The organism is Hydrotalea flava, from assembly GCF_001623405.1.
Taxonomy (GTDB): Bacteria; Bacteroidota; Bacteroidia; order Chitinophagales; family Chitinophagaceae; genus Hydrotalea; species Hydrotalea flava.
The window spans coordinates 1-1729 of record NZ_LUHG01000051.1 but is presented as its reverse complement, the minus strand read 5'-3'; the positions used below and the strand labels follow the sequence as shown (position 1 = coordinate 1729).

The 1729-nt window shown below is 42.5% G+C and carries 3 protein-coding genes; 1 reads left to right on the top strand and 2 read right to left on the bottom strand.

What is annotated here, in order from left to right; genetic code table 11:
- Both A0F92_RS06000 and A0F92_RS05995 read right to left on the bottom strand, forming a co-directional pair.
- On the bottom strand, positions 1 to 679 hold a 679-nt coding region (locus A0F92_RS06000; RefSeq protein ID WP_167516847.1), incomplete at its 3' end, for a radical SAM protein.
- A 160-nt stretch (positions 680 to 839) separates the two neighbouring features.
- Positions 840 to 1340: a LexA family protein gene (locus A0F92_RS05995; RefSeq protein WP_068242864.1), complete on the bottom strand. Its 501-nt coding sequence runs from the start codon at positions 1338 to 1340 to the stop codon at positions 840 to 842.
- A gap of 74 nt (positions 1341 to 1414) precedes the next feature.
- On the opposite strand from A0F92_RS05995, the gene A0F92_RS05990 reads away from it, so the two are divergent.
- On the top strand, positions 1415 to 1729 hold a 315-nt coding region (locus A0F92_RS05990; RefSeq protein WP_167516846.1), incomplete at its 3' end, for a hypothetical protein.

The following is a 1729-nucleotide window of genomic DNA, read 5'->3' as shown; positions in this document are numbered from 1 at the left end:
AGGAAGTAGTTGAGCGGGGTTCCATTACACTTCTCAGCTGTTCGTTGAGCGATGTAATGCTTACCAAAACACTCACTAAATTTTTAGCCGCCATGGCCTGTATAATATCTACATCGCGCAATATGCCTGCATTTTTGGTAATAATACCCACCGGCTGGTTAAAGGCTTGGCAAACTTGTAATAATTGCCGGGTAAGTTTAAATTTTCTTTCTGCCGGCTGGTAGCAATCGGTATTACCGCTTAGCGAAATAGGCTGGCATTGCCAACTGCTTTTCATTAAAAATTTACGCAATAACTCCGGGGCATTTTGTTTTACCAGTATGTTGCTTTCAAAATCAAGGCCGGCGCTGTATCCCCAATATTCATGCACATTGCGGGCATAGCAGTATATACAGCCATGTTCACAGCCCTGGTACGGATTCATGCTGTACAACATACCTACATCGGGGCTATCTACTTTGTTTACAATGCTTGTTGCTTGTGTTATGATATATTGTGTAGCATTTGCCGTAGTTTCCCAATCATCTATTGCTTCTATATGTAACCGTTCTGTTGTGTTTTTTAAAAAATGGTTGGGCGTGTTTATTTGAGCACCTCTGCCTTTTAGGTATTGTATGGCCGCATCTTTTACTGCAGGGGTAGGTTGCAGGTTGGGATGGTGATGATTATTGTTGTTCATGTTGTTGGTTTGAATGATTGATGCAATAGACTTATTTGTATTGGCAGTTGCTTACGCCAACGTATGTACGTTAGTAGTTGAATGAGCTGTGCTGTGTTGTTGCAGTACAAGTGTGCGACGCAACCACAGTTACATAGTAGTATTGTAGCCGGTTACACCATTAATACCGAATACCTTTAGCGCCCTTGCCATTGGTTTTGCTGATAACACCACCCGATAATAAACCCGGCTCTAATACATGTATTACGCAGGTTACCACGCCCCATATATATTGCTCACTAAATTCGGTAATTTCAATGGGAGCATAGCGGCTATTTTCGGCTAACAGCGTGGCACGGTTAAAGCTTAACTGTAATCTTCGCACTAATAGCTCACCGTTCATTACCGATACAATTATTTTACCCGAGGCTATGGCTACACTTCGGTCAACAATTAATACATCGCCACTACTAATGCCGGCCTCCGTCATGGCATCACCGTTCATGCGAAAAAAAAAGGTAGCCGGCTTGTTCATAATTAACTCTTCATTCAGGTCAATACCCCGTTCCATATAATCATCGGCAGCAGCACCAAATCCGTTGGCATTGGCAGTAGATATCTGGTGTTGGGTAAAATCTTTACTGCCCCGGTAGGCAGGCGTGTAGGCAATATTATCTATCATAAAAAATATTTTGCTATTAACTAAAAAATTTAGCAATTTTACACTAAATTTGTTGGTATAAAAAAAATTGTTTTATGGATGCAGTTTATTTACCTGTAGCACCGGCAGGTACCCTTCAACAAACCGTGTATCAGTACAGTTTAGCCGTTGTATTGCCCGATTTTATTACCCAAATGCTGCTACAACAACAGGTATTTTTTACCGCTCAATATGGTTATGTGTGCAGTGCACCGCGCTTAACCATTGCCAGTTTTAAAGCGCATGAGGCGTTGGAAGATACCCTGTTGCGCTACCTGCATCGTATTGCGGGTATGCAGCAGGCCCTGCCCTTTACCCTCAACAATTATAGTGGTGTGCCTGAACACAGCGTGTATGTGCGCCTGCAAGAG

Coding starts and splice junctions, on each gene's coding strand:
- A0F92_RS05995 (WP_068242864.1), bottom strand. CDS start 1,340: ATGATAGATAATATTGCCTACACGCCTGCCTACCGGGGCAGTAAAGAT.